This is a genomic window from Methylobacterium trifolii, assembly GCF_022179685.1.
GTDB classification, from domain to species: domain Bacteria; phylum Pseudomonadota; class Alphaproteobacteria; order Rhizobiales; family Beijerinckiaceae; genus Methylobacterium; species Methylobacterium trifolii.
This window is the reverse complement of record NZ_BPRB01000119.1, coordinates 1-26,734: the sequence shown is the minus strand read 5'-3', so window position 1 is coordinate 26,734 and position 26,734 is coordinate 1. Positions and strand designations below refer to the sequence as shown.

General features: G+C 71.5%; 26 protein-coding genes and 1 pseudogene. 16 read left to right on the top strand and 11 right to left on the bottom strand.

Going from position 1 to position 26,734, the window contains the following annotated elements; all coding sequences use genetic code 11:
• Window positions 1-32: 32 nt before the first annotated feature.
• Genes cdd through deoA form a run of 4 tightly spaced genes read left to right on the top strand, consistent with a single transcriptional unit; the run spans window position 33 to window position 3,322 of the window.
• Complete coding sequence (gene cdd, locus COGEMETH_RS11510) at window positions 33-461, top strand: cytidine deaminase (RefSeq protein WP_238182701.1); 429 nt, start codon at window positions 33-35, stop codon at window positions 459-461.
• Entirely contained in the window at window positions 454-1,281 is an 828-nt protein-coding gene (locus COGEMETH_RS11505) for a purine-nucleoside phosphorylase (protein ID WP_238182700.1), read from the top strand. The genes cdd and COGEMETH_RS11505 overlap by 8 nt, the downstream gene beginning before the upstream one ends.
• Window positions 1,278-2,009, top strand: a complete 732-nt coding sequence (gene deoC, locus COGEMETH_RS11500; protein ID WP_238182699.1) for a deoxyribose-phosphate aldolase — start codon at window positions 1,278-1,280, stop codon at window positions 2,007-2,009. Before COGEMETH_RS11505 ends, deoC begins: the two co-directional genes overlap by 4 nt.
• Window positions 2,006-3,322: a thymidine phosphorylase gene (deoA, locus tag COGEMETH_RS11495; protein WP_238182698.1), complete on the top strand. Its 1,317-nt coding sequence runs from the start codon at window positions 2,006-2,008 to the stop codon at window positions 3,320-3,322. Before deoC ends, deoA begins: the two co-directional genes overlap by 4 nt.
• A 114-nt stretch (window positions 3,323-3,436) precedes the next feature.
• On the opposite strand, the gene COGEMETH_RS11490 is transcribed toward deoA, so the two are convergent.
• On the bottom strand, window positions 3,437-3,682 hold the full coding sequence (locus tag COGEMETH_RS11490) for a hypothetical protein (protein ID WP_238182697.1): 246 nt from the start codon (window positions 3,680-3,682) through the stop codon (window positions 3,437-3,439).
• A 468-nt stretch (window positions 3,683-4,150) separates the two neighbouring features.
• Between COGEMETH_RS11490 and COGEMETH_RS11485 the strand changes: the two genes are divergently transcribed.
• From COGEMETH_RS11485 to COGEMETH_RS11455, 6 genes are all read left to right on the top strand, one after another.
• Window positions 4,151-4,630 carry a (2Fe-2S)-binding protein gene (locus tag COGEMETH_RS11485; protein ID WP_238182696.1) on the top strand — a complete coding sequence of 160 codons (480 nt, stop codon included), beginning with the start codon at window positions 4,151-4,153 and terminating at the stop codon, window positions 4,628-4,630.
• Entirely contained in the window at window positions 4,627-6,975 is a 2,349-nt protein-coding gene (locus tag COGEMETH_RS11480; RefSeq protein ID WP_238182695.1) for a xanthine dehydrogenase family protein molybdopterin-binding subunit, read from the top strand. The genes COGEMETH_RS11485 and COGEMETH_RS11480 overlap by 4 nt, the downstream gene beginning before the upstream one ends.
• Window positions 6,976-7,121: 146 nt before the next feature.
• A complete protein-coding gene (locus COGEMETH_RS11475; protein ID WP_238182694.1) occupies window positions 7,122-7,490 on the top strand; it encodes a hypothetical protein in 369 nt (122 codons plus the stop codon).
• Window positions 7,491-7,665: 175 nt separating this feature from the next.
• Window positions 7,666-7,857 (top strand): type II toxin-antitoxin system HicA family toxin, encoded by a 192-nt coding sequence (locus tag COGEMETH_RS11470; protein ID WP_238182693.1) that lies wholly within the window; start codon window positions 7,666-7,668, stop codon window positions 7,855-7,857.
• A complete protein-coding gene (locus tag COGEMETH_RS11465; RefSeq protein ID WP_238182692.1) occupies window positions 7,854-8,372 on the top strand; it encodes a type II toxin-antitoxin system HicB family antitoxin in 519 nt (172 codons plus the stop codon). Before COGEMETH_RS11470 ends, COGEMETH_RS11465 begins: the two co-directional genes overlap by 4 nt.
• Window positions 8,373-8,761: 389 nt before the next feature.
• Window positions 8,762-8,965, top strand: coding sequence for a hypothetical protein (locus COGEMETH_RS11455; RefSeq protein ID WP_238182691.1), 204 nt, complete (start codon window positions 8,762-8,764; stop codon window positions 8,963-8,965).
• Between the two features lie 233 nt (window positions 8,966-9,198).
• On the opposite strand, the gene COGEMETH_RS11450 is transcribed toward COGEMETH_RS11455, so the two are convergent.
• From COGEMETH_RS11450 to COGEMETH_RS11440, 3 genes are all read right to left on the bottom strand, one after another.
• On the bottom strand, window positions 9,199-9,420 hold the full coding sequence (locus tag COGEMETH_RS11450; protein ID WP_238182690.1) for a hypothetical protein: 222 nt from the start codon (window positions 9,418-9,420) through the stop codon (window positions 9,199-9,201).
• Between the two features lie 263 nt (window positions 9,421-9,683).
• Window positions 9,684-10,394, bottom strand: coding sequence for an SIR2 family NAD-dependent protein deacylase (locus tag COGEMETH_RS11445; RefSeq protein WP_238182689.1), 711 nt, complete (start codon window positions 10,392-10,394; stop codon window positions 9,684-9,686).
• A gap of 10 nt (window positions 10,395-10,404) precedes the next feature.
• Entirely contained in the window at window positions 10,405-12,150 is a 1,746-nt protein-coding gene (locus tag COGEMETH_RS11440) for an ATP-binding response regulator (protein WP_238182688.1), read from the bottom strand.
• A 396-nt stretch (window positions 12,151-12,546) separates the two neighbouring features.
• On the opposite strand from COGEMETH_RS11440, the gene COGEMETH_RS11435 reads away from it, so the two are divergent.
• The 5 genes from COGEMETH_RS11435 to COGEMETH_RS11415 all read left to right on the top strand — a co-directional run bounded on the left by COGEMETH_RS11435 (window position 12,547) and on the right by COGEMETH_RS11415 (window position 16,540).
• The gene (locus COGEMETH_RS11435; protein ID WP_238182687.1) at window positions 12,547-13,275 is read left to right on the top strand and encodes a response regulator; all 729 of its coding nucleotides are present in this window, start codon (window positions 12,547-12,549) and stop codon (window positions 13,273-13,275) included.
• 39 nt (window positions 13,276-13,314) lie between these two features.
• Window positions 13,315-13,797 (top strand): hypothetical protein, encoded by a 483-nt coding sequence (locus COGEMETH_RS11430; RefSeq protein WP_238182686.1) that lies wholly within the window; start codon window positions 13,315-13,317, stop codon window positions 13,795-13,797.
• Between the two features lie 125 nt (window positions 13,798-13,922).
• Entirely contained in the window at window positions 13,923-14,705 is a 783-nt protein-coding gene (locus COGEMETH_RS11425) for a lysophospholipid acyltransferase family protein (RefSeq protein WP_238182685.1), read from the top strand.
• 148 nt (window positions 14,706-14,853) lie between these two features.
• A complete protein-coding gene (locus tag COGEMETH_RS11420) occupies window positions 14,854-15,300 on the top strand; it encodes a hypothetical protein (protein ID WP_238182684.1) in 447 nt (148 codons plus the stop codon).
• A gap of 115 nt (window positions 15,301-15,415) precedes the next feature.
• Window positions 15,416-16,540 carry a DUF2125 domain-containing protein gene (locus COGEMETH_RS11415; RefSeq protein WP_238182683.1) on the top strand — a complete coding sequence of 375 codons (1,125 nt, stop codon included), beginning with the start codon at window positions 15,416-15,418 and terminating at the stop codon, window positions 16,538-16,540.
• Between the two features lie 6 nt (window positions 16,541-16,546).
• On the opposite strand, the gene COGEMETH_RS11410 is transcribed toward COGEMETH_RS11415, so the two are convergent.
• From COGEMETH_RS11410 to COGEMETH_RS11385, 6 genes are all read right to left on the bottom strand, one after another.
• Window positions 16,547-17,497 carry a prephenate/arogenate dehydrogenase family protein gene (locus COGEMETH_RS11410; RefSeq protein ID WP_238182682.1) on the bottom strand — a complete coding sequence of 317 codons (951 nt, stop codon included), beginning with the start codon at window positions 17,495-17,497 and terminating at the stop codon, window positions 16,547-16,549.
• Window positions 17,490-18,605, bottom strand: coding sequence for a pyridoxal phosphate-dependent aminotransferase (locus COGEMETH_RS11405; RefSeq protein ID WP_238182681.1), 1,116 nt, complete (start codon window positions 18,603-18,605; stop codon window positions 17,490-17,492). Before COGEMETH_RS11405 ends, COGEMETH_RS11410 begins: the two co-directional genes overlap by 8 nt.
• A gap of 258 nt (window positions 18,606-18,863) precedes the next feature.
• A complete protein-coding gene (locus tag COGEMETH_RS11400; RefSeq protein ID WP_238182680.1) occupies window positions 18,864-19,739 on the bottom strand; it encodes a chorismate mutase in 876 nt (291 codons plus the stop codon).
• Window positions 19,740-19,875: 136 nt separating this feature from the next.
• A complete protein-coding gene (locus COGEMETH_RS11395; protein WP_373875349.1) occupies window positions 19,876-21,117 on the bottom strand; it encodes a methyl-accepting chemotaxis protein in 1,242 nt (413 codons plus the stop codon).
• 384 nt (window positions 21,118-21,501) lie between these two features.
• Complete coding sequence (locus COGEMETH_RS11390) at window positions 21,502-23,820, bottom strand: bifunctional diguanylate cyclase/phosphodiesterase (protein ID WP_238182678.1); 2,319 nt, start codon at window positions 23,818-23,820, stop codon at window positions 21,502-21,504.
• Between the two features lie 612 nt (window positions 23,821-24,432).
• Window positions 24,433-25,179: a YebC/PmpR family DNA-binding transcriptional regulator gene (locus COGEMETH_RS11385; protein ID WP_238182677.1), complete on the bottom strand. Its 747-nt coding sequence runs from the start codon at window positions 25,177-25,179 to the stop codon at window positions 24,433-24,435.
• 234 nt (window positions 25,180-25,413) lie between these two features.
• Here COGEMETH_RS11385 and COGEMETH_RS11380 point away from each other — a divergent pair, with 234 nt between their 5' ends.
• Window positions 25,414-26,448, top strand: coding sequence for an SDR family oxidoreductase (locus COGEMETH_RS11380; RefSeq protein WP_238182711.1), 1,035 nt, complete (start codon window positions 25,414-25,416; stop codon window positions 26,446-26,448).
• Between the two features lie 6 nt (window positions 26,449-26,454).
• Here the strand turns inward: COGEMETH_RS11380 and COGEMETH_RS11375 are convergent.
• A pseudogene (locus tag COGEMETH_RS11375) lies at window positions 26,455-26,734 on the bottom strand (HAD family hydrolase); the annotation flags it as partial.

Below are 26,734 nucleotides of genomic sequence, written 5' to 3'. Positions count from 1 at the left end.
CAGGCCGGCGGGGGCGGTGCCAAAGATCGGCGATGCAGGCGCGCGACACGGACACCGAAAACCCTGACGTCGCGGCCCTGTTCGAGGCGGCCCGGACGGCACGGGCCCGGGCCTATGCCCCCTACTCGCGCTTTGCCGTCGGTGCCGCGCTCCGCGACGAGACGGGTGCGATCCACGCCGGCTGCAACGTCGAGAACGCGGCCTATCCGGTGGGCACCTGCGCCGAGGCCGGGGCGATCGCGGCGATGATCGCGGCCGGCGGCCGGCACATCCGGGCGATGCTGGTGCTCGGCGACGGCGCGGGCCTCGTCACCCCCTGCGGGGCCTGCCGCCAGCGCATCCGGGAATTCGCCGCCTCCGACACGCCGGTCCACGCGGCGGGCCCGGCGGGCGTGGGCCGCAGCTTCACCCTGGAGGACCTGCTGCCGGCCTCCTTCGGCCCGGAGACGCTGCGTGGCTGAGCCGGCCGCGGAACGGGCCGCCGCCACTTTGCGGCAGGCGGGGTTCGGTGGGCCGCACGCCTGCGCCATCGTCACGGGAACCGGCCTCGGCGGCATCAAGGCCGGCCTGGAAGCACCGGTCACCCTGGCCTACGCGGACATCCCCGGCTTCCCCGAGCCCGGCGTCAGCGGGCATGGCGGGAGCCTGCATCGCGGGTGGATCGCGGGCCGCTCCGTGCTGGTCTTCGAGGGCCGTGCCCACGCCTACGAGCGGGGGGACGCGGGCGCCATGCGCGTCCCCCTCGCGACCGCGCAGGCCCTGGGTGCGCAGACGCTGCTGCTCACCAACGCCTCCGGCTCGCTGATGCCGCATGCAGGCCCCGGCGGCCTCGTGATGCTGTCAGACCACATCAACCTCTCCGGCATGAACCCGCTGGTCGGCGAGGCGTCGGACGCCCGCTTCGTGCCGATGACCGGGGCCTACGATCCCGAATTGCGAAGCCGGCTCAGGGTCGCGGCCGGCACCTGCGGGATCACGCTGCACGAGGGCGTCTACGCCTGGTTCTCCGGCCCGAGCTTCGAGACGCCTGCGGAGGTGCGGATGGCCGGCCGCCTCGGGGCCGACCTCGTCGGGATGTCGACGGTGCCGGAAGTCATCCTCGCCCGCTTCCTCGGCCTGCGCGTGGCCGCGCTCTCCGTGGTGACGAACCGCGCCGCCGGGATCGGGGACGGGGCGCCCCACCACGCCGAGACCAAGGCGGTGGCGGGACAAGCCGCCGGCGACCTCGCCCGGCTGGTCCACGCCTTCGCCGCCGCCCTGCCCGCAGGAGGACACCCGTGACGGACGCGATCCCCGACCCTGCCGCCCTCGCGGCCCGAGCGCTGCCCCTCCTCGACCTGACGGAACTGGGCGATGCCTGCACCGCCTCGCGGATCGATGCCCTCTGCCGGGACGCCCGCGCGGGCGAAGTCGCGGCGGTCTGCGTCTGGCCCCAGTTCGTCGGGCATTGCGGGCGGGCGCTCGCGGGCACGCCCGTGCGCATCGCCACGGTGGTCAACTTCCCCCAGGGGGGCGAGGACGTGGAGCGGGTGCTGGACGACACCCGCGAGGCGATCCGCGACGGCGCCCACGAGATCGACCTCGTCCTGCCCTACCGCGCCCTCCTGCGGGGCGATGCGGCGACCGCCAGAGGCATGGTCGAAGCCGTGCGCGATCTCTGCCCTAAGACCTGCCTCAAGGTGATCCTGGAGACCGGCGAACTCGCCGATCCCGAGACGATCCGCACGGCCGGCCGGCTGGCGCTGGAGGCGGGGGCCGACTTCGTCAAGACGTCCACGGGCAAGAGCCCGGTCTCGGCCACGCCGGAGGCCGCAGCGGTGATGCTGGAGACGATCTCGGCGGCCGGGCGCGGGGGCCTCAAGGTCTCGGGCGGCCTGCGCACGCTCGCGGATGCGGCCGCCTACCTGGCGCTGGCCGACCGGATCATGGGGCCCGGCTGGGTCGGACCGGCCACCTTCCGCCTCGGGGCGAGCAGCCTGTTCCCGGTGCTGATGGCGGCCCGCGCGTGAGGCTCCCGCAGGAGACCATCCGGCGCAAGCGCGACGGCGGCGTGCTCGACGCGGACGAGATTGCCGCGTTCGTGGAAGGGCTTACGGACGGCCGCGTCGGCGAGGGACAGGCGGCGGCCTTCGCCATGGCCGTGTTCCTGCGCGGGCTCTCGGTGCCGGAGCGCGTGGCCCTGACGCGGGCGATGACGGGCTCCGGCACGGTGCTCGACTGGGACCTGCCCGGCCCCGTCCTCGACAAGCACTCCACCGGCGGGATCGGCGACGCCGTGAGCCTCGTCCTCGCGCCGATGGTGGCGGCCTGCGGCGGCTACGTGCCGATGATCTCGGGCCGCGGGCTGGGCCATACCGGGGGCACGCTCGACAAGCTCGCCAGCATCCCCGGCTACGACGCGACCCCCGGCCTCGGCCGGTTTCGCGAGGTGGTGCAACGGGTCGGCTGCGCCATCATCGGCCAGACGGACGACCTCGCGCCGGCCGACAGGCGCCTCTACGCGATCCGCGACGTGACCGGCACGGTGGAATCCCTCGACCTGATCACCGCCTCGATCCTGGCCAAGAAACTCGCGGCGGGGCTCGACGGGCTGGTGATGGACGTGAAGCAGGGCTCGGGCGCCTTCATGGCCGGGATGGCGGAGGCGCGGGCGCTCGCCGAATCCATCGTGGCGGTGGCCGGCGGCGCGGGCCTGCGCACGGTGGCCCTCGTCACCGACATGGACGCGCCCCTGGCGTCCGTTGCCGGCAACGGGATCGAGGTCGCCTACGCGATCGACTACCTTACCGGACGCCGCCGGGAGCCGCGTTTCCACGCCGTCACCCTGGCGCTCGGGGCCGAGATGCTGGTGGCCGGCGGGCTGGTCCCGGCCGGCCAAGGCTTGGAGAAGGCTTGTGCCGAGGCGTCGCAGCGCCTCGATGCCGCCTTGGCGAACGGAGACGGGGCGGAGACCTTCGCCCGCATGGTCTCAGCGCTGGGCGGCCCCTCCGACCTCATCGATCAGCCGGCAAAACATCTGGTTTCCGCGCCGATCGTCCGCGAAGTTCGGGAACCCGGTACGGTCGAGTCGGTCGCCACCCGCGCCATCGGCCTCGCGGTGATCGGCCTCAGCGGCGGCCGGACCCGCCCCCAGGACGGCATCGACGGCCGCGTCGGTTTTTCGCATCTCGCCCGCCCCGGCAATTCGGACGGCCTGCTCGGCGTGGTCCACGCGGCCGACGAATCGGCCGCCGACCGGGCCGAGGCGGCGCTGCGGGCGGCCTACCGGATGGGCACGGCGCCTTTGGGCCGCCCGGCGGTGCTGGCGCGGATCGCCGGATAGGCGTTGCGCGTCCTGGCGTCGGAGCCGGTCCCGACTTGATTGCGTCGGGTCAGCGTCTCTCAGACAGGCGTGAGCACCGCCATACGAGAGAGAAGGCCCCGTCGCGGACGGGGGTCAGTTGCGCGCGGCCGTCTGGACCGGCTTCTCGGCGGCGTCCATCACCGTGCGGCAGCCGGCGCTCAGCCGGGGCTTCTCGCGGCGGAGGCAGAGCTTGATCGCGCCGACGTCGGGGATCTCGGAGGCGCAGAGGCGCCACACGTCCGGGGTGCAGGCGGCGCGCTGCGCGCTCGTGGCTTCCGCATAGGCCGGAGCCGTGAGGGTCAGAAGCGACAGGATCGCGATGACGGAGCGTTGCTTCATGGCCGTAGACCTTCTGCTTGCGAGGACTGATGTCTCCGTCGATCGGAGCGTCTCGGTACAGAGTTAATGGATTGATTCGACGCCGGGTTGCTGTGCCGACGCGCACGCGAAGCAATCCTTTTGCGTCCCGCGTGTCGGCGCCGTTGCGTCCGCGCGGATCGAGGACGCCGTGCCCCGGCCCGGGTGCGCAACGGCACACGGCATGTCCCGGACGCCGGGCTTGCCGAGCGCATGACGCTTCGTCTGCGTTGCGGAGCGGCAGCAGGTTGCCTTAGAATGAATTCATTCTGAGAACGAAGCGCGGGCCGGGGGCGGTGCCGTGGCGCGGCGACAGCCGGGCTGCGGCCGGCCGGTGTCCGGGCATGCCCGGAGACCGGGCGACCGGCCTGCCAGCCCGAATCGAACGCCGCCTGCCGCGCACGGGTCCATGCAGCCCGGAAGCGGGTGCCGGCCAGACAGGACGAAGCGATGATCCAACTCACCGTGAACGGGGCCAAGCGCAGCTTCGACGGCGATCCCGACATGCCGCTGCTATGGTATCTGCGGGACGAGCTCGGGCTCACCGGCACCAAGTTCGGCTGCGGGCAGGCCCTGTGCGGCGCCTGCACGATCCACCTCGGCGGCACCGCGACGCGGGCCTGCGTCACCCCGCTCTCGGCGGCCGAGGGCCAGGAGATCGTCACGATCGAGGGGCTCTCGCCCGACGGCAACCACCCGGTCCAGGCAGCCTGGCGCGACCTGAACGTGGCCCAGTGCGGCTACTGCCAGTGCGGCCAGATCATGCAGGCGGCCTCGCTGCTGAAGGACACGCCCAAGCCCACCGACGCCCAGATCGACGAGGGCATGAGCGGCAACATCTGCCGCTGCGGCACCTATCCGCGCATCCGCGCAGCGATCCATCAGGCCGCCGGCCAGGCTCCTGCCACCAACACGGGAGAGCGCCTGTGATCCACGACGCAAAGCTGATGGCCGAACTCGCGGCCGCCCCGTCCGCGCCGGGTCCCGTCCCGGCCGTGCTGGAGAACGTCAGCCGCCGGGCGATCCTCGGCGGCCTCGGGGCCTTCGCGCTGGCCCTGTCCCTGCGCGATTCCGCCAGGGCGGAGACCAAGGCCGAGGAGCCGCCGAAATTCGGCGCCGACGGGATGCCGAACGGCTGGCGCGACGACCCCAAGGTCTTCATCGGCATCGCCGCCGACGGCACCGTGACGGTGACCAACCACCGCTCCGAGATGGGCCAGGGGGTCCGCACCTCGATCGCCCTCGTGGTGGCCGACGAGCTGGAGGCCGACTGGTCGAAGGTGACGGTGGTCCAGGCCTGGGGCGAGGAGGCGCGCTTCGGCAACCAGGACACGGACGGCTCGCGCTCGCTGCGCCACTTCTTCCGGCACTTCCGCCATGCGGGTGCGGCGGCCAAGCTGATGCTGATCCAGGCGGCGGCCAAGCAATGGGGCGTGCCGGCCTCCGAGGTCACGGCCGCGAACCACGTGCTGACCCACGCCAAGTCCAAGCGCACGCTGGGCTACGGCGACGTGGCCTCGGCCGCCGGCGAACTGCCGGTGCCGGCCCGCGAATCGGTGTCCCTGAAAGATCCGAAAAACTTCCGCTACATCGGCACGGGCCGGATCGGGCTGATCGACAACCGCGACATCACCACCGGCAAGGCGGTGTACGGCCTCGACACCAAGCTCGACGGGATGCTCTACGCCCTCGTGGCGCGGCCCGCCGTCTACGGCGGCAAGGTGGTCGGCTTCGACGATTCCGAGACCAGGAAGGTCCCCGGCGTCGTCAAGGTGATCCAGATCGAGGGCGGCGAGATCCCCTCCGAGTTCATGCCGCTCGGCGGCATCGCCGTGATCGCGAAGAACACCTGGGCGGCGATGAAGGGCCGCGAGGCCCTGAAGATCACCTGGGACGACGGCCCGAACGCCGGCTACGACACCACCGCCTTCCGCAAGGAACTGGAGGCGGCCGCCCGCAAGCCCGGCAAGGTCGTGCGCAACCAGGGCGACGTGGACGCGGCGATGGCCAAGGCCAAGACGCGGGTCGAGGCCGAGTACTTCGTGCCCCACCTCGCCCAGGCGCCGATGGAGCCCCCGGCGGCGGTCGCCCGCGTCAAGGACGGGATCTGCGAGGCCTGGGCCTGCACGCAGGGGCCGCAGGCCGCCCACGACCGGCTGATGAAGCGGCTGAACCTGCCCGCCGACAAGGTGCGGGTGAACGTGACGCTGCTCGGCGGCGGCTTCGGCCGCAAGTCGAAGCCCGACTACGTGGTCGAGGCCGCGCTCTGCTCGCAGGCCGTGGACGGCGCGCCGGTCAAGCTGGTCTGGACCCGCGAGGACGACATCCACCACGGCTACTACCACACCATCTCGGTGGAGCGCCTGGAGGCCGGCCTCGACGACAAGGGCATGCCGGTGGCCTGGCTCCACCGCTCGGCCGCGCCCACCATCGGCTCGATCTTCGCCCCCGACCCGAAGCACGAACTGCCGTTCGAGCTCGGCATGGGTCTGGTCAACACGCCCTTCGCCCTGCCCAACGTCCGGCTGGAGAACCCGGAGGCCGCGGCCCACGTGCGGATCGGCTGGTTCCGCTCGGTCTCGAACATCCCGCACGCCTTCGCGATCCAGTCCTTCGTGGCCGAGCTGGCCCATGCCGTGGGCCGCGACCCGAAGGATTACCTGCTCGACCTGATCGGGCCGGCTCGAAAGATCGACCCGACCGAGATCGGCGACGTCTGGAACCACGGCGAGGACCCGAAGCTCTATCCCATCGATACCGGGCGCCTGCGCCGGGTGATCGAGGCGGCGGCCAACGGCGCCGGCTGGGGGCGCAAGCTCGACAAGGGGCGGGGTTTGGGCATCGCCGGCCACTACAGCTTCGTCACCCACACCGCGGTCGCGGCCGAGGTGGAGGTCGATGCCAAGGGGCAGGTGACGGTCCACGCCGTCGACATCGCCATCGATTGCGGGCCGCAGGTGAACCCGGAGCGCATCCGCTCGCAGATGGAGGGCGCGGTGGTCATGGGGATGGGCCTCGCGCTCACCTCCGAGATCAGCTTCAAGGACGGCCGGGCCCAGCAGAACAACTTCGACGGCTACGAGGTCGTGCGGATCGATGCCGCCCCGAAGGTGGTCCGCGTCCATCTGGTGCCGTCGGGCGACTGGAACGGGCCGCTCGGCGGCGTCGGCGAACCCGGCGTGCCGCCGGTGGCACCGGCCATCGCCAACGCGGTCTTCTCGGCAACCGGCCGGCGCGTACGGCAATTGCCGATCCGCGACCAGCTCAGCGCCTGAGCCGCCGCGCCTCCGCCCCCGGTGGGTGGGCGGAGGCGTCCTCGAGACCGGCGCCCGCACGGAGCCATCCGGCACGGCGGGACGTTGGACGGCTGCGCGGGCCCCGGTCCGCAGCCCTTTCAGGCATCGACACGGATAGGTCCGCAATGACGCGTCTCGCATGGCTCGCGCTGGTCCTGGTCTCCGGCCCGGCCCTGGCCTCCCCCTGTTCCGACAGGATCGATGCCTTGTCCAAGCGGGTGAAGGCCGAATCGACCGAGGCGATCTCGGCCTCCACCGGCGGCCAGTCGACCGCGGGCCGCCGCGGCGGGGAGGGCGTCACCGGCACGCAGGGCCAGTCCGGCGCGCCACAGGCCCCGCCGGAGAAGTCGGCCGAGGCCGGCAAGGGCGGCGACACCGCCCAGCAGGCCAAGGTCGCCCTCGACGAGGCCCGCACCGCGGACGGCAAGGGCGATGCGACGGCCTGCACGGCGGCGGTGGAGCGGGCCGAGCAGCAGCTCAAGGCCGCGCCCTGAACCGGGCGGCGTTCAGGGCCGCCCAAATTCCTGCCTGCGGGAGATGGGCGGCGGCCGGGGCTCTCGAGCGGCCGTCACTCGGGCGGACAGCGCGACGGCGCCGGCCATGCGGTTGCGACACGGAATTATCCACATATCTGTTGATTTCTACATTTGTGTGTAACAATTTGCGGGCATGAACGCGAACGAGCTTCGCAAGCTCCTGGCCTCCAAAGGCTGCACCTTCGAGAACCACAAGGGCGGCTCCGGCCACCTCACCGTGCGCCGCGGCGATCGCGTTTCCCAGATTCCGATGCACGGGAGCCGAAAGGAACTCGGCACGGGTCTGGTCAACCGCATCCTCAAGCAACTCGGGGTCAAGCCATGAGCGCCACGTATCTCTTCGACCTGGAGCGGGACGACAACGGGACGTTCCTTGCGACCTGCCCGGCGTTTCCGGAGATCACCACGTTCGTCGACGATGTCGGTGACCTGTTCCTGATCGGCCTCGGGGCGATCGAAGAGGCCATCGCGGCCCGGATCGCCCGAGGCGAGGACATCCCGAAATCGGCGAGCCCGTCCGAGATCAAGACCTGCTTCGTCGCCGGAGACGGCGGCAGCGCGCGCGCCTGGGTGAAGCTGCCGCACCAGACGACCCTCAAGGTCATGCTTTACGGGCTCATCCGCAGCGAGGGCCTGACACGGGCCGAACTCGCCCGCCGGCTCGACTGGAACAGGGAATCGGTCGACCGGCTCTTCCGGCTCGATCACAGCACCCGCCTATCCCAGTTCGATGCGGCCTTCCGCGAACTGGGGCAGGACATCGAGGTCTCCCTCGTGCCGGTTCGGCCCACCCGCGATGCCGCCCCGGCCGCCCCGCAAAAAGCCGTCGGGACGGTTTGAGAGACGGACCGCTTCGCCCCCGCAATCCGTCCGGCGGCCGAAGTGGTTTCAGCGCCCGCCACCCCTGGGCTCGGCGTGGCGGGCGGGCGGGCTCCGCCTCCCACATGCTGATCTCGATCACGACCCGGTCGGCCGGCAGGGGCAGCGCCGGCAGGACGCTCGCGGACACGGTGCGGAACATCTGCCCGAGGCAGGTGAAGTCGCCGGCCTGCCGCGGCACGGTGCGCACGCGGGCGGCACCAAGGCGCCCGAACTCGTCTCCTTGCAGACGACGCAATGTTTCGCGCCGACGACGCAATCTTCGCGAAAACGGCCACGCTTAAACCTGTCTCCAACGAGAGCGGTCCGGAGCGATCCGAGGCGAGGCTCCGAAGACAAGGGATGCTCTCATGCGCGACGTGGTCAAGATTCTCGCTGCCGGCACGCTGCTCACCGCCTACGCGCTCCTCGCGCCGGCACTGGTCGAGACCCGCGGCGCCGTGCCGGCCCGGCCGATGGACGCGCGCGTGTCCGAGCAGGGCGCCGGCGACCTCCGCCTCGCCCTGGCCTGGGCCCGGTCCGGCGACGTGGTTCGCGTGGCGGAAGCGTTTTGAGACTCTGGATTTCGTGCGCCTCACAAGACTCCCGTTCATCGGGAGCCCTCCCTCCCGCCGGCCGCGACGGCGCAGCGGGAGTTTCGTGAGAGACACCGAGGGGCAGGGGCGGATCGTCGTCCGCCCCGCCGAGGACGGTGCCGGAACCGGTTCGGTTCATGCGCAGGCTCGCCCGCCGGCCTCGTCCCTCGATCGTGAAGCGCCGGCGTCATGCGGGCGGCGCGCGGAGGTCTTCAGGCGTACGCCGCCAGGGCGTGCTCGTTGCCGTTGAGGCCGGCGCAGAGGTCGTCGATCTCGGTGAGGTCCAGGGCCTCGCCGGTGGTGCCGGCGATGGCGTCGATCAGGTGGTCCTGCCGGGGGTCGAAGGGGTGCCCCTGCATCCGGTAGAACTGGTAGTAGCGCAGGGCCGCCAGGACGGTGTCGCGCTCGCGGGCGGATACGGTGAAGTTCTGCATGGGCCTGTGCTCCCCTTGTTGCTTCAACGAACGCTCGGACGCGGCCGCGGCGACTCGACCGAGCTTGACCGTTGTAGCCGGCAGCCCGCAGCAGCGTCCATGTCTTGACAGCCCATGGGCAAGTGATTCGCGCGACAAATCGAATTGCGCGCAAGACGGATGCCCGTGCGCGCAGGAAATACTGTCCATCGATCAAGGATATAAGCTCTACTTTTGATCTGAGCTAATTCTTGCCGCTCCCGCCCGTCCGCTGCCGGTCGGTGCTATTGCAGCCCGCGGTCTGACAGATAGGCCGGCAGCGTCACGCTCGCCGGCCCGTAGCGGGCGTCGTCGAAGGCGTCGGCGTTGTCGGACGGGTTGAGGTTGATCTCGCAGGTCGGGATGGCATGGGCGCGGGCGAGGCGCACGTATCCGGCGGCCGGGTAGACCGCTCCCGAGGTGCCGACCGCGAGGAACAGGTCGGATTCGGCCAGCGCCGCCTCGATCGCCTCCAGGTGCAGGGGCATCTCGCCGAACCAGACCACGTCGGGCCGCAGGGTGCCGACGGCCTCGCACCGGGGGCAGGAATCGGTGCGCACGATGTCCGTCCGCCGCTCGGAGGTCCGGGCGCAGGCGGTGCAGCGGGCCTTGAGCAGTTCGCCGTGCATGTGGACCACGGCCGCGGAGCCCGCCCGCTCGTGCAGGTCGTCGACGTTCTGCGTGCACAGGAACAGCCGGCCCCCCAGCGCCGACAGCCGCGCCTCGGCGCGTGCCAGGGCGCGGTGGGCGGCGTTGGGCTCGGCCGCGATCACCCCGCGGCGGCGGTGGTTGTAGAAGTCGAGCACCGTGTCCGGGTCGGCGGCATAGGCTTCGGGCGTGGCGAGCCGCATCGGATCGAAGCGGGCCCAGAGCCCGCCGCGGTCGCGGAACGTGCCGAGCCCGCTCTCGGCCGAGATGCCGGCGCCCGTCAGCACGAAGATGGTCTTTGGCGTCATCCGCGCCAGCCTACACCAACTCCACCGCGATGTTGGGGAAGCGGATCGCGAAGGTGGCGCCCTCGCCCGGTCCGGCGCTCTCGGCGGTGGCGCGGCCGCCGTGCAACTCCGCGATGCGCTTGACGATGGAGAGCCCGAGCCCGGTGGAGCCCTCGCCGCCGGTGGGCTTGGCCGAGAGGCGCTGGAAGCGGCCGAACACGCGGCCCGCATCCTCGGGCGACAGGCCCGGTCCCTGGTCGCTCACCGCGCAGAGCGTCTCCTGCGCCTCGCGCCGGACCTCGACGCGGATCGCACCGCCGGTGAAGCTGTACTTGATCGCGTTCGAGATCAGGTTGTCGATCGCCTCGCGCAGGCGCTCGGCGTCGCCGCAGAGCCAGACCTCCTCCGGCAGGTCGGCCGACAGGCTCTGGCCCTTGGTGTCGGCCAGCGGCCGGTTGGCCTCGCAGACCTCGCGGGCCAGGCCGGCGAGGTCCACGGGCTCGCGGCGCAGGGAGATGTCGAGGGCGTCGTTCATGGCATCCGCCATGAGGCTGTCGATCATCGCCGTCAGGCGCTTGGCCGAGGTGCGGACGTGGTCGGTCTGCACCCGCATCTGCTCGACGGGGACCGGGCTCATCCCCGTCATGTCGGCCAGCATCTCGGTGCGGCCGAGGATGACCGAGAGCGGGTTCTTGAGGTCGTGGGCGACGGTGCCCAGGATCTCGGTCTTGAGGCCGTTGGCGCGGCGCAGGTCCGAGCGCTGCATGGCCAGCCGCCGGTTGGCCCGGATCAGCTCGGCGGTGCGCTCCACCACCCGCTGCTCCAGGCCGATATTGGCCCGCTGCAGCTGCTCGTAGAGGATGACGTTGTCGAAGGCGATCGAGAGCCGGCTGGTGAACAGGTCGATGAGCGCCCGGTCGGTGTCGGAGAGCGAGCGGTCGGCGTCGATCAGCGCCACGATCTCGCTGCCGCTGGAGGTGCGCATGTAGAGCGTCGAGGCGCGCTCGCCGAAGCTGTGGCGGCGCTCCGTGAAGGTCCGCTCCACGATCGGGTGCACGTCCGGGTCGAGCGGCCAGGCGGGGTGGCGCGCGACGTAGTGGTGGTAGACGCCCGAGCCCGTCAGCACGCAGAAGCGCTCGTCCGTCTCGTCGTTCTCGCGCAGCACCAGGATGCCGGCGCAGTCCACGTTCAGCAGCGAGGCCACCTGGGTCAGCATCCCCTCGGCCAAGCGCTGCATCGACTTGTGGTCGAGGAGCATCGGGGCCGCGTCGATGATGATCTCCAGGCCCCGCCGGGTCTCGTCGAGGCGCTTGAGCTGGTGGTAGGCGCGCAGGGCCGCGGTGAGGCTGGTGAAGAGCTTGTCGGCGGTGAGCTCGGTCTTGGCCTTGTAGTCGTTGATGTCGTAGTCGACGATGACGCGCCGCTCCGGCGCCTGCCCCGGCTGGCCGGTGCGCAGGATGATGCGCACGGTCTCGTCCCGAAGCTCGCGGCGGACGAAGTCGATGAGCTGCAGCCCGGCGTCGTCGCTCTCCATCACCACGTCGAGGAGCAGCACCGCCACGTCCCGGCGCTGGCTCAGCAGGGCGCGCGCCTCGGCCGCGGAATAGGCCGACAGGATGTCGAGGCTGCGCCCGTCCAGGGTGTAGCCGGCCAGCGCGTAGCGCGTGCCCTCGTGCACCGCCGGGTCGTCGTCGATGACGGCCACCGTCCAGGTGCCGGCCCGCTCGGCCGGTTCGGTCACCTCGTCGGGGATGAGTTCGAGGATGTCGTCGTCCATCGCAGTCCTGTTCCCTGCCATACGGCGCGGCGTCTTGGTCTTTCCGGCTTGAACCGGGCGATTCCGAGACACCGTGCGCCACGGCACGCGGCCGAAGTCGTATCGGGGCTCCGCCCCGGCGACGCAATATTGGCGCAACCTCGCCGCCCCAGAGCGGAACTGCAACCGTCCATTTCAGAGACAGGCCCCGCCTCCGGTCGCGGACCTCCGGGAGTGGCCGTGATTGGTCGTTGACAGTCGACAGGCTTGCGTCGCCAAGGGAGAACGGATCGTGCATTGTACAAGTCCACCGGTCGGCCGTGCCGCATGCGCGCCGGCCGGTCCCTCCGCCGTCGAAGGGCCTTCGAGTTTCGTGATGATGCGCGTGCCTCCCGCCGGTTCGGACGGAGCTCGGCCATGAGCGCCGCGCTGCCGCACGTGGTCGTGGTGGACGACGAGGCCGAGGCCCGCGCCATGGCGGGCGACTACCTGCGCCTGCACGGGTTCGACGTGGCCCTGTGCGACGGGGGCCGGAGCCTGCGCGCCCACCTGGAGACGCGCACCCCCGACCTCATCGTCCTCGACCTCAACATGCCCGAGGAGGACGGCCTCTCGATCGTGCGCGATCTCAAGGCGCGGGGCACCATCCCGATCATCATGCTGACGGCGACGGCGAGCCCGATCGACCGGGTGGTGGGCCTCGAACTCGGGGCCGACGACTACCTGCCCAAGCCCTGCGAGCTGCGCGAACTCGTGGCGCGGGTCCGCTCGGTGCTGCGCCGGGTGCAGGGGGTCCCGCGGCCGGAGGCGTCGGCCCCGGTGCCGGAGCCGTCGAAGAAGATCCGCTTCGGGACGAAGTGGCTGGAGCCCGATTCCCTGCGCCTGAGCGACGATTCGGGCCAGGAGCAGCCTCTGACCCGCTCGGAATACGACCTGCTCAAGGCCTTCGCCGACCACCCGAAGCGCGCCCTGACCCGCGAGCGCCTGCTCGACCTCGCCGACGCCCGCGACCCCGACGCCTTCGACCGGGCGATCGACGTGCGGATCAACCGCATCCGCAAGAAGATCGAGCCGGATCCGGCCAACCCCCGCTTCATCCGCACCGTGCGGGGCCTCGGCTACGTCTTCCGGCCGGACGGGGATTGAGGCGGCTTCTTCGGAGCAAGGGCGGTGTATAGGGCCGCCATGCGCGTCCTCGGCCGTCTCCTCCTCGGGTGCTTCGCCCTGCTCTTCGCGATTCCGGCCGGCGGGGGCGTGCTGCTCCTGGCGCTGCTGGCCGATCCGGCCGCGGGCGAGTGGCTGACGCGCGGGGCGCTGGCGGGACTGGAGATGGCCCTGTCGGATCTGGCCGCCGGCCTGCCGCCGGAAGGCTTCGGCCTGCTGGTGGCCGGGCTGGCCAAGGCCGCCTTCATGCTGCTCGCCGCCCCGCCCGCCCTCGTCGCGGGCGTCGGCGAGACCCTGCGCCTGCGCGGAATCCTCTGGTACGGCGGCGCCTGCGGCCTCGTCACGGCGGTGCTGCCCTGGCTCGCCCGCGGGGCCGTGCGCCCCGGCGGCGCGGTCGCGGCCGAGGCGCGGGTCACGGCTGCCCTGTTCGTGGCGGGTGCCGCCGCGGGGCTGGTCTACTGGCTGATCGCCGGCCGAAGCGCGGGCCGCCCCGGGCCGGCGTGACAAGTCCACGACACCCTGCCTCGGTCCCGGGGGGCGGGAATGCGGGCCGGCGAGCGCTCCGGAGCGCGCCCCGCTTGGCCGCGGGCGGGCCTCCACGCTAAAGGGGACCGCTACAGCAGGTCCCGATGCTCGCCCTCCGCTCCTTCGCCTTCAACCTCTGCTTCTACTTGGCCACCACGCTCATCGCCGTGGGCGGCCTGCCGACGCTGGCCTCGCAGCGATGGGTGATGGCGCTGGCCCGGTTCTGGGCCAGGACGACCCTGTGGCTCCTGCGCGTCGTCGGCGGCACGCGGGTCGAGTTCCGCGGCCTGCACAACATCCCGCCGGGTCCGCTCCTCGTCGGGGCCAAGCACCAGTCGGCCCTGGAGACCCTGGCCCTGTGCACGGTGTTTCCGGAATTCGCCTACATCCTGAAGCGGGAACTGCTCTGGATACCGCTGATCGGCTGGTTCCTGTCGCGCAGCGGCATGGTGGCGATCGACCGGGCCAAGGGCAGCCGGGCCATGCCCCTGATGAACGCCGCCGCCACGGCGGCGATCGGGGAGGGCCGCCAGCTCATCATCTTCCCCGAGGGCACCCGCCGGGCGCCGGGGGCGGAGCCGAGCTACAAGCAGGGCCTGTCGCACCTCTACGTCGCGCTCCGGGTGCCCTGCCTGCCGGTGGCCCTGAACACCGGCCTGTACTGGCCGCGCCGCCGCTTCGTCCGCCGGCCCGGAACGGCGGTGATCGAGTTCTTAGCCCCGATCCCGCCGGGGCTGGCCCGCGGCGAATTCCTGGAGCTGGCCGAGGCGCGCATCGAGGCCGCCTCGAACGCCCTGCTGGCCTCCGGCCGGGCGGACCTGGCCGCCAGCGGCCACCCCGCCCCGGAGGCGGACGAAGGCCGCGCCGGCAGCTCCCGGCCGGCCTGAACCGTGCCCGCGAAAGGCGCCCGGCGCGGCCCGTGCGGCAGGGCGTCCGGCTTGTGGATAACCCGGTCCGACACCACATCTCACGCAAGGGACGATGCCCTGGCAACGCCCTTGACGCCTGTGGATATCTCGGACTAGATTAGAACAAATGGCGAACACAAGAGCCCTGTCCTGGTCGGCCGCGCTTCGCGACCTGAAGGACGATCGCACACGGAGGCAGGACGTGCGTGAAGAACGCCTGAGAACGACGGCGGGCCTGCGCGGCGCCCCGGCCCTGGCCCTGAGCGCGTGGCGTGGCCGCTCCGGCAAGCGCTACGTGGTCGGCGTCCACACCTTGAGCGAGCCCGACCTCGACGAGATGGGCGAGGCCGTGGTGATCGCGGTGCGGCGGGACGCGTCCGGCATCGCCGAGCTCGTCTCGGTCGCCACCTCCGGGCAGAGCCCGCGCGAGCACCTGCACCGCACCTGGCTCGCCGGCGCCCGCCGCCGGGGCGCCACCGAGATGCACGTGCACCGGCTGGCCGAAGGCGAGGCCGAGCGCAGCGCGATCGTCGACGACCTGCGGACCGAGCACGCGGACCCGCTCCGCGCCTGATCGGGGCCGGCCGGTGCGGTCTGCGCACCGGCCACCCGCGTTGGTCTCCCGCCTTGCGCCCGCCCCGGAACGCCGTCAGACACGGCCCCCGACGATCTCGGAGGGACGAAAGCCCATGGCGCAGCAACCGGTGCGGGAGGATTTGACCGAGGCCGCGGGTATGCTGCCGGCGCGGCGCCGGTCCCGGATCGGGTTGTTCCTGCCCTACGTCCTGCTGCTGGCCGTCGCCGTTCTGTGGTCGGCGGCCTGGGTCTATGTCCGCGCCCGCGCCGGAAGCGAGATGGATGCCTGGATCGCCCGCGAGGCCAATGCCGGCCGGACCTGGACCTGCGCCGACCGTTCGCTGACCGGCTATCCCTTCCGGATCGAACTGCGGTGCAGCGCGCTCACCCTGGCCCGCGCCGATGGCGGCTTCCGCCTCGGGCCCCTGACGGCCCTGGTGCAGGTCTACCAGCCGCGCCACGTCCTGTTCGAGACGAAGGGGCCCTTCCACGTGGAGCAGGGCGACCTCACGGGCGACGTGGCCTGGAGCGCCCTGGAGGGCAGCTTCCACGGCACCGGCGACGGCTTCACCCGCGCCTCCCTCGTGGTCGACGCGCCCCGGATCGGCGTGGCGGGCGCCGCCCCGGAGCCGGTCGCCGTCTCGGCCAAGCACCTGGAACTCCACGCCCGACCGACGCCCGGACGTTTCGAGTCGGACGGGGCCGTGGACGTGAGCCTGCGCCTGATGCAGGCGATGGCGCCGATGGCCGACGCCTTCGTCGGCAATGCCGATCCGGCCGACCTCGCCCTCGACGCGACGGTGAACCGGGCAACGGTCCTGCGCACCGGCACGGTGGCCCGCGAACTGGAGCGCTGGCGCCAGGCCGAGGGCAGCCTCGAGATCGGCGCCTTGTCGCTGGCCAAGGGCGACCGCCGGGTCCAGGCCAAGGGCATCCTCGACATCGACGGCGCGCACCGCCCGGCGGGACAGATCGACCTGCGGGCCTCGGGCGTCGAGGCGCTGGTGGGCGCCATCGTCGGCCAGCGCTTCGGCGCGGATCGTGGCGCCCTGGTCGGCAACCTGATCGGCGGCCTCCTCGGCATGCGCCGCCAGCGGGACGCTGACCCGGCCCAGGCCGAACCGGGAAAGCCGGGCGATCCGCCCCTGAAGGCCCTGCCGCCCCTGCGGCTCGCGGACGGCAAGCTCCTGTTCGGCGGTTTCCCGATCCCGAACGTCCGCCTGCCGGTTCTTTACTGAGGCGCCTCAGCCCTTCGCGGCCGTCTCGCCGTCCGGCCGCGCCCGGCCGAAATCGGCCTCCGCAGTCTCCTGGCCCATGGCCACGATACCGCGGCGGATGGCGCGGGTGCGGGTGAACAGGTCGTGCAGGGCCTCGCCGTCGCCCCAGCGGATCGCGCGGGCCAGCACCGACAGGTCCTCGTTGAAGCGGCCGAGCATCTCCAGCACCGCCTCCTTGTTGGCGAGGAAGATGTCGCGCCACATGGTCGGGTCGGAGGCCGCGATCCGGGTGAAATCGCGAAATCCCCCGGCCGAGAACTTGATCACCTCGGATTCCGTCACCGTCTCCAGGTCGGCGGCGGTGCCGACGATGTTGTAGGCGATCAGGTGCGGCACGTGGCTGGTGATGGCGAGCACGAGGTCGTGGTGCTCGGGCGTCATGGTCTCGACGATGGCGCCGAGCCCCTGCCAGAGCCCGCGCACCCGCTCGATTGCGGCCGCGTCCGTGCCCTCGGGCGGCGTCAGGATGCACCAGCGGCCGGAGAAAAGGGTCGAGAAGCCGGCATCCGGCCCGGAATACTCGGTGCCCGCCACCGGATGGCCCGGCACGAAGGCGACGCCCGCGGGCAGGTGCGGGGCCACCGCCGCGACCACCGCCGCCTTGACCGAGCCCACGTCGGAGACGACGGCGCCGGGGCTGAGGTGGGCTCCGATCTCGGCGGCCACCGCGCCGATGGCGCCGACCGGCACGCAGAGGACGACGCAGTCGGCGCCCGCCACGCCCGCGGCGGCGTCCCCCGTGACGCGGTCGGCCAGCCCCAGCTCGCGCACCCGCGCCTGCACGCCCGCGTCGCGATCGATCGCGACGATCTCGCGGGCCAGCCCGTAACGGCGGGCGCCGCGCGCGATCGAGGAGCCGATCAGCCCGAGGCCGACGATCGCGAGCCGGCCGATGGGCGGGGTTCCGGCCTCAGGCATCGGCGCCCCGCACGAAGTCGGACAGCGCGGAGAGAAACGCCTCGTTCGCCTCCGCGCTGCCGACCGTGACGCGCAGGGCGTTCGGCAGGCCGTAGGCGGAGACCCGCCGCACGATCACACCGCGCACCGTGAGGAAGGAATCGGCCTCGGCGGCCGAGCGGCCGGGCGCCTCGGGGAAGTGGATCAGCACGAAGTTGCCCACGCTCGGCGTGACGGTGAGCCCCAGCGCCCGCGCGCCCTCGGTGAGCCGCGGCAGCCAGGCCTCGTTGTGGGCGACGGCCGCGGCCACGTGCGCCTCGTCGGCGATGGCGGCTGCGCCCGCAGCGATCCCCGCCGCCGACAGGTTGAAGGGGCCGCGGATGCGGTTGACGGCATCCGCCACGTGCGCCGGCGCGACCATCCAGCCGACCCGCAGGGCGGCGAGCCCGTGGATCTTCGAGAAGGTGCGGGTCATCACCACGTTCTCTGCATCGAGCACGAGGTCGAGGCCGGCCGAATAGTCGTTGGCCCGCACGTACTCGGCATAGGCGCCGTCGAGCACCAGCAGGACGTGGGGCGGCAGGCCCGCATGCAGGCGCCGCACCTCGTCGAAGGGCAGGTAGGTGCCGGTCGGGTTGTTGGGGTTGGCGATGTAGACGATTCTGGTCCGCTCGCTCACGGCTGCGAGCAGCGCGTCCACGTCCGCGGTCAGGTCGCGCTCGGGCGCCACCACCGGCGTGCCGCCCGCCGCCAGGATGGCGATGCGGTAGACCAGGAAGCCGTGCTCGCAGTAGAGGCCCTCGTCGCCGGGGCCGACATAGGCGTAGGCGAGGAAGGACAGCAGCTCGTCCGAGCCGGCGCCGCAGACGATCCGGGCCGGATCGAGGCCGTAGCGCTTCGCGATCGCCGTGCGCAGGAGGGCGGAGGTGCCGTCCGGGTAGAGTTCGAGCCGGCCGGCTGCCTCGCGCATGGCGGCGATGGCCGCCGGGCTCGCCCCCAGCGGCGTCTCGTTCGAGGAGAGCTTGTGGACCTTGTGCGCGCTCGGCCCCCCGCTCTTGCCGGGCACGTAGGCGTCGATCGCCATCACGCCGGGGCGCGGCGTCGGGCGGGCGAGGGAGGAGGCGGACATCGGGTGCTGCAGCCTGAGGGTGGGCGTGAGGCGCCCGTCTACAGCATTTCGGCCGGCGATGAAGCCGGGGCGGGGGATTTCGCGGGGCGCCATACGGTCGTTGCCCTCCCCCCCTTGCGGGGGAGGGTGGCCCGCGAAGCGGGTCGGGAGAGCGAAGCGCCGTATCCGGCATCGTCGCTCCCGTCTCCCGATCCTCGCGTGAGCCGAGGCCCACCCTCCCGCAAAGGGGGGACGGGCTGCGTCGGAGACGCTCGCAACTCACACCCGGAATCGCGCCGCGTGGCTCCCGGTCTCGTCCAGCCTCGTCACCGCGGCGCCGGCCCGGTCCAGGGCCTCGCGCAGCTGGCGCGGGCCGGCGCCGCCGGGCACGGCCATGAGCAGGCGCTCGGTCTCGCCCTTCGGTTTGGCGCGGGCCACCACCTCCCCGTAGAGGTCCTGCAGGGCGCGCTCGGCCTCCACGGTCCAGGCGGTGGTGCGGGCGGCGTAGAGCACCCAGTCGCGCTGCGCCGCGGCCGGGTCCTCCAGGGGCTTGGCCACGACGAAGACCGGCGTGCCGGCCGGGTGCGTCGGGCGCTCGATGAAGGGCAGCCGCGCGATCACCTTGGGCCGGCCTTCGCCGATCAGCCCCTCCCACCACGCCTCGCCCTTGGGCGGCCGCACGTCCCCGTTCTGGCTACGGGGTTCGAAGCGGAAGATGCCGAGGTCCCCGCGGGAGGCCGCCACCGCCTCGATCACGGCGGCGCAGGTGGGGTGGGGCCGGTAGGGCACCGTGAAGCCGAAGTGGAAGCGGGCGGAATCGCGCATCGCCGGATCGCCGCCGGAGATGTCGGCATGGACCGAGAACGGGGCCTGGACGAAGGTGAAGGTGGCGATGATGACGCGCCAGATCCCCTCCACCGTGTCGAGGGGCAGGAGCCCCCGGTGACGCTCGGCCACCCGGCGCATCATCGAGGCCTCGCGGCCGGGGCGGAAGGCGGAGCCGCTGGCCGAGGTGCCCTTCACCGCGATCAGCCGGTCGATGATCCCGCCGCGCTGGATCAGCAGGGCATGCATCTCGGCGTCGATCCGGTCGATCTCGGCGCGCAGCGCCGCGAGGTCGTCCAGCGGCGGCGCGGCTCTCTTGGAAAAGCGCATCGGGTTGTTCTGACGGCACCGGGTTGCGTCGCGAGCGCCGTGTTTACGACCCGGCGCGGCGAAGGGCCAGCGCGGGAAGCGCCGGCCCGTCGACAAGGAGCGCCGTTTGATGGGTGCGTCCGTATCCGGGACCCCGCTAGATCTTCTTCACCTCGACCATGAACACGCTCACGGCCGAGGTGACCGCCGCCATCTGCTCTTCGAGGCGAACCGTCGCCGCGAGCGCATCCTCGGCGGAGCCGGAGGAGCGGCGTGCGCTGCCGGCGACAGCCTCGATGCTCCTGCCGGCCGTCGTGGTCTGATCGGACGCGGAGCGGGCGCTGCGCCCGATCTCCGCCACGGTCGAGGTCTGCTGCTCGGCGGCGGCGGCGACCATGACCGCGCTCTTGTTGACCATGCCGATCACGCCGGCGATGCGGTCGATCGCCTGTACCGTGCCGGCGGTCGCGCTCTGGACTCCGGCGATGTGCTGCGAGATCTCGGCCGTGGCCCGGCTGGTCTGGCTGGAGAGTTCCTTGACCTCGGCGGCGACGACCGCGAAGCCCCGCCCGGCCGCTCCGGCACGGGCCGCCTCGATCGTGGCGTTCAGCGCCAGGAGGTTCGTCTGGTTGGCGATCGCCGAGATCATGCCGACGACCTCTCCGATCTTCTGCGAGATCTCGGACAGGGTCTGCACGCTGGCGCGGGCGCGTTCGGTCTCGCTCACGGCCTGTTGCGTGGCCTGGCTGGTCTCGTCCATCTGGCGCGAGATCTCGTCGTTGGCCGCCGTCATCTCCTCGACGGCGGCGGCGACGGACTGGACGTTGTCGCTGGTGGACCGTGCCGCCGAGGAGGCGTCGACCGCAGCAGCCGAGGTTTCCTCCGTCGCCGCGCGCACGCTCCGTGCGGCCTCCCGCATCTCGTCCGTGGCCTGCGCCGACTGGGAGAAGCTGGCCTGCATCGTCGTGTCGAACCCGGCGATCGCGTCGGCGAGCGCCGTGACGTCGGCCCAGGACAGGACGGCCGCCAGGTAGTCCCCGCTCGACGACCGCACGGCGGAGACGTGCAGGTCGAGGGTCTTGGGGCCGAGCCGGATCTTGGTCCGCCACGGCAGGCGGTTCGGATCGGAGACGATGGCCCGCTGATGGCTCGGGTTCTTATGGAACACGTCCATCGAGGTGCCGACCATGGCGTCGGGCCGGACGCTCGGCGGAAGGTAGGCCTGCAGCGTGCGCAAGGTCTCGATGCTCTGGCGGTTCGCGTAGGTCACCTTGGCCGTGACCGGGTCGAGGACGAGGATGTTGACCGGCAACGAGTCGAGGACCGGCCGGAAGTCGACCCCGCCGTCCTGAGCAGATTTCGGTTCCGCGCTGCTGAGTTTTCGTGCCAAGCCAAACATAATATGTCCTCCGTGCGGAAAAAGGTCTTAGGCGGCGGACGTTAAAATATCGTTAAGCATGTTGCGCGCGCAAAAGATTTCGACCCACTAGATCGGGTTTTTCAAAGAAATACAACCTGCAGTTTCTATCGAATACCATGCTAGATCTGTAGTTTAGAACGGCTAATCGACGAAATAGTCTGTTCCGCATCCAATATGGCCGGCCAATATAAAGCAATATTATTGCAGTAAAGCCGAGTGCATCGAAACATCCCAGGCCATGGACATTGCAATCCGGAGCGGCCCGCTCGGAGAAGCGCCACGGCTCGCCCCGGTCGCGTATTCCCGACACGGTTCTTTCGCGGCGCGACGTGCGCAGGTGCCGTCGCGATCGTCAGACCGGAGTCACGCCCGCGCCCGCAGGGCCGGCTCCGCGAACAACGACCGCAGCCGAGCCTGATCGAACTCGGAGGTCTTCGCGGCGGGGGCGGGCCGTCCGAACAGGTAGCCCTGCATCTGGTCGCAGCCGAGGTCGCGCAGCCGCGACAGCTGTCCGGCCGTCTCGACGCCTTCCACGGTCACGTGAAGCCCGAGGTTGTGCCCGAGGTTCACGATCGCGCGCACGATCGTCAGCGTGTCGGAATGGCTTTCCAGGTCGCGCACGAAGGACTGGTCGATCTTGATCTTGTCGAAGCGGAATCGTTGCAGGTAGCTCAGGCTCGAATAGCCGGTGCCGAAATCGTCCAGCGCCAGGCGGATGCCGAGGGCGCGAAGGGCGTTGAGCACCTGGACCGCCCTGTCGGCGTCCTGGATGAACACGCTCTCGGTGATCTCGACCACCAGCCTGTCGCTGGCGAGGCCGTTTCTCGCCAGTGCGGAGGCCACGACCGCCGTGGTGTCGGCCTGGCGGAACTGGCTGGGCGAGACGTTGACCGAGACGCGCCACGGCTGCGGCCATGCCGCCGCCGTCTCGCAGGCCGTCTCGATCACCCATTGACCGATGCGCGCGATCAGCCCGGTCTGCTCGGCCAGGGGGATGAACTCGGCCGGCGAGACGAAGCCGCGCTCGGGGTGCAGCCAGCGTATCAGGGCCTCGAAGGTCTCGATCTCGCCGGTGCCGGCGTTGACGATCGGCTGGTAGAACAGCCGGAGTTCGTCACGGTCGATCGCCTGGGTCAATTCCTGTTCCAGTTGGCGGCGCGCCTGCAACTGGGCATCCATCCGCGCCTCGAAGAAGCGCAGGCCCCCCCGGCCCTCGTCCTTCACCCGATAGAGGGCGATGTCGGCGGCACGCAGCAGGGTCTCGGCGGTGCTGCCGTCGGTCGGGAACAGGGCGATGCCGGCCGACGCGCTCACTTCGAGGCGCTTGTCCTCGATCCGGAACGGACGTTCGAGGCTTGCGATGAGCCGTGCGGCGATCTCCGAGACCTGCTCCGGCGAGCGGATGTCGGCCAGCACGGCCACGAACTCGTCGCCCCCGACGCGGGCCAGGGTGTCGCTCGGGGCCATCTCGGCCAGCATCCGCTTGGCGGACTGGATCAGCAACGCGTCGCCCATGGCGTGGCCGTAGAGGTCGTTGACCGTCTTGAAGCGGTCGAGATCGAGGTAGACGACGGCGACGCTCGTGCTTCCCTGCGCGGCGGCGTCCAGGGCATGGGCGAGGCGCTTCTCCAGCAGGTAGCGGTTCGGCAGATCGGTCAGGGCGTCGTGCAGGGCGAGGTGGCGGATGCGGGCCTCGTCGCGCTTGCGGTCCGAGAGGTCGCGCAGGGCGACGGCGGTCGCGGGCCTGCCGTCGAACCGGATGGTTCGGCAGGACAGCTCGACCGGTACGCAGCCCCCGGTCGCCGTGCGGGCATTGACCTCTTCCGGGTGGAAGTCCTCGGCACGGCCGCGTGCGCGCCGGCTCAAGGCGGGTGCGTCGGTTTCCGCGAACAGGTCGAGCACCGGCATGCCGATGATCGTCTCGGCGGCGGCCCCGAACAGCCGCGTGCCGGCGCTGTTGATCTCGAGGACCCTGCCGTCGCGGTGGATGAACAGGACCTCGTAGGCCAGGTCGCCGAGGAGGCGCATGCGGCTGAGTTCGTCCAGGCGGCGGCGCGTGAGGTGCTGCTGCATCAACAGCGCCAAGAGGCCGGCGATCAGGACGCCGAGGCTGACGAGCCCGACGGCAAGCCCCAGGGAGGCCGAGCCGATGACGTAGCCGTCCTGGTCGCCCGGCAGGATCGGCGCGACGGTCAAGGCGGCCATGCCGGTGAAATGCAGCCCGCAGATCGCCAGGGTGAGCCACGCCGTCACCTCGACGCAGCGTCGGAAGCTCCCGAGGTCCGCGGTCCTCGCCAGGGCGATCACGGCGAACACGACGCTCATGGCGACCGAGCCGACGATATAGGTCGGGTCGAAGAACAGCAGGCTCGAAGCCTGCATGGCGCTCACCCCCAGGTAGTGCATGCCGGCGATGGCCGCGCCCAGCGCGAGGCCGGCCGCGGTGAGGCCGGCCGGGCTGGAACCGGAACGGCGCCAGATCATCAGGGCTCCGAGCGTGCCCAGGACGGCCACGGCGATCGACGTCGCCGTCGCGAACAGTCCGTAGGCGGCCTGGGCACTGGGCAGGAAGGCGAGCATCGCGACGAAGTGCAGGGACCAGACACTGCAGCCGAAGACCGCAGCGGCGGCGAGGAGCCAGAGGGAGAAGCCGAGATGGCGTGCCTGCGACGCCCGAGCCATCAGGGTCACACTCGAAAAGCAGCCCAGCAGGCAGATCGCCGCCGAAAGCGCTACGAGGTTGAGGTCATGTCGTTCGGTCAGACAGTCTATGACGGTGAACATGCTGAGCCGACGAAATCCAGATTCGGTGCCTATGCCCTTATGGACGGCAAGGAATTTATTTTCGATTTAATGGTGCTGGGGCGGCAGTCGGGTTTTTTATCAGCGCGTTCGAACAACCCGTCGAGGTAAACATCTCTCAAGTACCGACAATAAACTTGAAGTCCGTACGGAAATGCCTGCCGTCCTTTCTCGGCAAGGGAAGATTCCCAGTGATCGGGAGGCCTGCGAGGCGCCCGCCTGCACGAACGCCGGGCGCACCCGCCAATCACGCCTTCGCGGCGCCGGTTGGCGTGGCACCGGGTCCGAGGACCGGCGCACGATGTCGCAGGGCCGGGAGCGCGGGAGGACGATGGGCCGTGACGACGGCGGCGACGGAGAACCGCGAACGTTCCCGAGGGCGCCGCCGTGGGATGCCGGGAAGCCGCGCTCCGAAGCGGCGTCCCGCGCCTCCGCCTCGGATTCACGCCGCGGGGCAGGCCTCCGGCGCGGACTGCGCGCGGAGCGAAGACCTCACGCTTCCAGCTTGGCCATCAGCGCCTCGGAGAGGGCGAAGTTGACGTAGACGTTCTGCACGTCGTCCTGGTCCTCGATCACCTCGACGAGGCGCAGCAGCTTCTCGCCGGTCTCGTCGTCCACGTCGATCGTGGCCTGCGCCTTCCAGACGAGGCCGGTGCGGGTGGGCTCGCCGAACCGGGTCTCCAGGGCCTTGGCGACCTCACTGAAGGAATCCTGGGCACACGTCACCTCGTGGCCGTCCGCGCCCGAGCGCACGTCGTCGGCGCCGGCCTCGATGGCCGCCTCCAGCATGGTGTCGGCATCCGCCACCGGGGCGGGGAAGGCGACCACCCCCACCCGGTCGAACAGGAAGGCCACCGCGCCGGTCTCGGCCAGGCTCCCGCCGGACTTGGTGAAGGCCGAGCGCACGTCCGAGGCCGTGCGGTTGCGGTTGTCGGTCTGCGCCTCGACGATCAGCGCGGCGCCTCCCGGACCGTAGCCCTCGTAGCGGATCTCCTCGTAGGTCTCGCTGTCGGCGCCCGAGGCCTTCTTGATGGCGCGCTCGATGTTGTCCTTGGGCACGTTCTCGGCGCGCGCGGCCAGGATCGCCGCGCGCAGGCGCGCGTTCATCGCCGGGTCGGGCACCCCGAGCCGGGCCGCGACCGTGATCTCGCGGGCGAGCTTGCCGAAGAGCTTCGAGCGGACCGCGTCCACCCGGCCCTTGCGGTGCATGATGTTCTTGAACTGGGAATGGCCGGCCATTGTTGTCGCGTTTCTTGTCGGTCGCGGCGGAGGGCCATGGCCCTCGACGCCGCTGCGCGGGAGTGCCGGGGTTATAGGCCCGTGCCTTGGGGCGAGGCAACGCGGGCCCCCTCCGCATTCGATACACGGACGGCCTTGCCCTGCGTCGCCGACGCCGCGACGCGCACGGAAAGATCGCGGATGCCGGGCGTTCACGCAGGCGCACCGACACCCCGCGCGGCCGACGAGGACTTCATGGCGACGCAGCAGGCGAGACGGCAGACGGTCGTGGTGACGGGGGCGAGCGCGGGCGTCGGCCGGGCGGTGGCCTGCGCGTTCGCCCGCCACGGCTGGAACGTCGGCCTGATCGCGCGGGGGGAGGCGGGCCTGCGCGGCGTTGCGGCCGCGGTCGAGGCGGCGGGCGGACGGGCGCTGGCCTTCTCTGCGGACGTGGCCGACGCCGAGCAGATGGCGCAGGCCGCCGACGCGGTCGCCGAGGCGTTCGGGGGCATCGACGTCTGGGTCAACAACGCCATGGTCACGGTCTACGCCCCCGTGCAGGAGACCGCGGCGGCGGAGTTCGCCCGCGTCACCGATGTGACCTATCTCGGCTCCGTGCACGGGACGTTGGCGGCCCTCAGGCACATGGTGCCGCGGGACCGGGGCACCATCGTCCAGATCGGCTCGGCGCTGGCCTACCGCTCGATCCCCATCCAGGCGGCCTATTGCGCCGCCAAGGCGGCGACGCGCGGCTTCACCGATTCCCTGCGCAGCGAGTTGCTGCACGATCGCAGCCGGGTCCGCCTGACCATGGTGCACCTGCCGGCCGTCAACACCCCGCAATTCGACTGGGCCCGCTCGGTGCTGCCGCGCAGGCCCGAGCCGGTGGCCCCGGTCTACCAGCCCGAGGCCATCGCCCGGCACGTCTTCCAGGCGGCGCGCACCGCGCCCCGCGAACTCTGGGTCGGAGCCCCGACCTGGAAGGCGATCCTCGGAAACATGCTGGTGCCGGGCTGGATCGACGGCTACCTCGCCCGCACCGGATACCAGGGGGAGCCGACGACCGTGGCAGCCGAGAGAAGCCGGCCCGACAACCTCTACGAGCCCGTCGACACCGATCCCGGCGCCCATGGCCGCTTCGGCGCGCAGGCCGCCGGCCGGGTCGCGGCCATCGACCCGCGCTGGCTCAAGCTCGGCCTCGCCGCCCTGTTGGGAACCGTGGCCGGGGCGACGCTGTTCGCGGCCGAGGCGCAGGGGCGGGCCGACCGGCGGCTCGACCGACCGCGGTAAGGCCTGTCACTCGGGCGTGGAGCCCGCGCGCCACGCCGCAAGGGCCGCCAGCGTCACGATTCCCCCCGGCCAAGTGGCGCCCGCGATGTGCCGGTGCGGTGCGCCCGGCTCGCCGAGGTCCGAGACCGCGGAGAAGGCGCCGTCGAGCCGGTGGCCCTCGGTGTAGCGGCTCCGGGTGGCGATGACCGGCAGGCCCGCATCGAGCGCCGAGCGGATGCCGGCGGCCGAATCCTCGAAGGCGATCGCCTCCGAGGCGGCCACGCCCAGGCGCTGGAGGGCGAGGTCG

Coding starts and splice junctions, on each gene's coding strand:
- cdd (WP_238182701.1), top strand. CDS start 33: ATGCAGGCGCGCGACACGGACACCGAAAACCCTGACGTCGCGGCCCTG.
- COGEMETH_RS11490 (WP_238182697.1), bottom strand. CDS start 3,682: ATGAAGCAACGCTCCGTCATCGCGATCCTGTCGCTTCTGACCCTCACG.
- COGEMETH_RS11485 (WP_238182696.1), top strand. CDS start 4,151: ATGATCCAACTCACCGTGAACGGGGCCAAGCGCAGCTTCGACGGCGAT.
- COGEMETH_RS11475 (WP_238182694.1), top strand. CDS start 7,122: ATGACGCGTCTCGCATGGCTCGCGCTGGTCCTGGTCTCCGGCCCGGCC.
- COGEMETH_RS11470 (WP_238182693.1), top strand. CDS start 7,666: ATGAACGCGAACGAGCTTCGCAAGCTCCTGGCCTCCAAAGGCTGCACC.
- COGEMETH_RS11465 (WP_238182692.1), top strand. CDS start 7,854: ATGAGCGCCACGTATCTCTTCGACCTGGAGCGGGACGACAACGGGACG.
- COGEMETH_RS11455 (WP_238182691.1), top strand. CDS start 8,762: ATGCGCGACGTGGTCAAGATTCTCGCTGCCGGCACGCTGCTCACCGCC.
- COGEMETH_RS11450 (WP_238182690.1), bottom strand. CDS start 9,420: ATGCAGAACTTCACCGTATCCGCCCGCGAGCGCGACACCGTCCTGGCG.
- COGEMETH_RS11445 (WP_238182689.1), bottom strand. CDS start 10,394: ATGACGCCAAAGACCATCTTCGTGCTGACGGGCGCCGGCATCTCGGCC.
- COGEMETH_RS11440 (WP_238182688.1), bottom strand. CDS start 12,150: ATGGACGACGACATCCTCGAACTCATCCCCGACGAGGTGACCGAACCG.
- COGEMETH_RS11435 (WP_238182687.1), top strand. CDS start 12,547: ATGAGCGCCGCGCTGCCGCACGTGGTCGTGGTGGACGACGAGGCCGAG.
- COGEMETH_RS11430 (WP_238182686.1), top strand. CDS start 13,315: ATGCGCGTCCTCGGCCGTCTCCTCCTCGGGTGCTTCGCCCTGCTCTTC.
- COGEMETH_RS11425 (WP_238182685.1), top strand. CDS start 13,923: ATGCTCGCCCTCCGCTCCTTCGCCTTCAACCTCTGCTTCTACTTGGCC.
- COGEMETH_RS11420 (WP_238182684.1), top strand. CDS start 14,854: ATGGCGAACACAAGAGCCCTGTCCTGGTCGGCCGCGCTTCGCGACCTG.
- COGEMETH_RS11415 (WP_238182683.1), top strand. CDS start 15,416: ATGGCGCAGCAACCGGTGCGGGAGGATTTGACCGAGGCCGCGGGTATG.
- COGEMETH_RS11410 (WP_238182682.1), bottom strand. CDS start 17,497: ATGCCTGAGGCCGGAACCCCGCCCATCGGCCGGCTCGCGATCGTCGGC.
- COGEMETH_RS11405 (WP_238182681.1), bottom strand. CDS start 18,605: ATGTCCGCCTCCTCCCTCGCCCGCCCGACGCCGCGCCCCGGCGTGATG.
- COGEMETH_RS11400 (WP_238182680.1), bottom strand. CDS start 19,739: ATGCGCTTTTCCAAGAGAGCCGCGCCGCCGCTGGACGACCTCGCGGCG.
- COGEMETH_RS11395 (WP_373875349.1), bottom strand. CDS start 21,117: ATGTTTGGCTTGGCACGAAAACTCAGCAGCGCGGAACCGAAATCTGCT.
- COGEMETH_RS11390 (WP_238182678.1), bottom strand. CDS start 23,820: ATGGCTCGGGCGTCGCAGGCACGCCATCTCGGCTTCTCCCTCTGGCTC.
- COGEMETH_RS11385 (WP_238182677.1), bottom strand. CDS start 25,179: ATGGCCGGCCATTCCCAGTTCAAGAACATCATGCACCGCAAGGGCCGG.
- COGEMETH_RS11380 (WP_238182711.1), top strand. CDS start 25,414: ATGGCGACGCAGCAGGCGAGACGGCAGACGGTCGTGGTGACGGGGGCG.